Raw genomic sequence first — 936 nt, 5'->3', positions numbered from 1 at the left:
GCCTCGGGAGCCGCCGCAGCAGCGGGGGCCTCCACGACGGGCTCGACCACGGGCTCGGGCTCCGGGTCCGGCGTCTTCGCCGGTCCGGGGCGCGGGCCGGGGCGGGGAGCCGCAGGCTTGTCGTCAGCGGCGGCTGCGGGCGCTGCAGGTGCGACCGGAGCGTCGGCGACGGGCGCCTCGGCAACGGGAGCGGCCGGCGCAGCGGCAGCCTTCTTGGCCGGCGCGGGCCGCGGGGCGGGCGTGGCCGCCTCGCCGCCAGCAGCAGCCGGCTTCATCTTTGCGAGAAGGTCCGCGCCGTAGGTGTCTTCGAACTTCTTGACTGCAGGCAGTTCAACGCTCGACGACGCCGTCTTGGCGAATTCGCCAATGGCACTCAGCTTCTCCAGCGCTTCCTTGCTGGGGATGCCGTACTTCTTCGCGAGTTCGGAAACTCGGGTCTTGGCCACAATGCTCCTTCTGGCCCAAGACCCGGGTGGGGATCTTCAGACCGTTGGTGGGTGGTGCAGAACGAACTGGCTCATCGCGAGGTACTCATCGAGTGCTCATGAGCTGCTGCTCCAGTCTCTCTTGGTGGATGCGGTCGGATTGATCAGTAGCGAGGCGACGTACTCCCCCACCGGCACGCTGGAAAGCCCGGTCCCACCCGCACTCTGCGCGAAGCGCAGTGCCCGGGAGAAGGCTTTCCGCCGTACCGCGAGGTCGTAGCAACCGGAGGTGGGGTGCAGGTGCGCCCCGCGTCCCGGTGCAGTGCCCTCCAGGTCGGGTACGACGGCTGGTCGGCCATCTGCGCCCGAGCCGGCGGTCACCCGCAACAACTCGCGTTTGGCGGCTCGCTGTCGACATCCGATGCAGGTCCGGACGGGTCCCTCGAGAGGGAGGACGTCAGGTTCTGCGGGGGATTTCGATTGGCGTGCCACCAACAGACCACTCTACCGC

Annotated in this window: 2 protein-coding genes; both read right to left on the bottom strand. The window is 69.0% G+C overall.

The features are described from left to right. Positions 1 to 446 (bottom strand): translation initiation factor IF-2 N-terminal domain-containing protein (locus ACOADB_RS07880; RefSeq protein WP_378597411.1); only part of this gene is annotated, 446 nt, incomplete at its 3' end. A gap of 96 nt (positions 447 to 542) precedes the next feature. After that, positions 543 to 917 (bottom strand): YlxR family protein, encoded by a 375-nt coding sequence (locus ACOADB_RS07875; RefSeq protein WP_378597410.1) that lies wholly within the window; start codon positions 915 to 917, stop codon positions 543 to 545. Positions 918 to 936: the final 19 nt, after the last annotated feature.

The sequence above is a fragment of the Nocardioides sp. CPCC 206348 genome, from assembly GCF_048654705.1.
Lineage (GTDB): Bacteria > Actinomycetota > Actinomycetes > Propionibacteriales > Nocardioidaceae > Nocardioides.
Note: the sequence above shows the minus strand (reverse complement) of the source record. Positions and strands in the feature narration are given on the sequence as shown.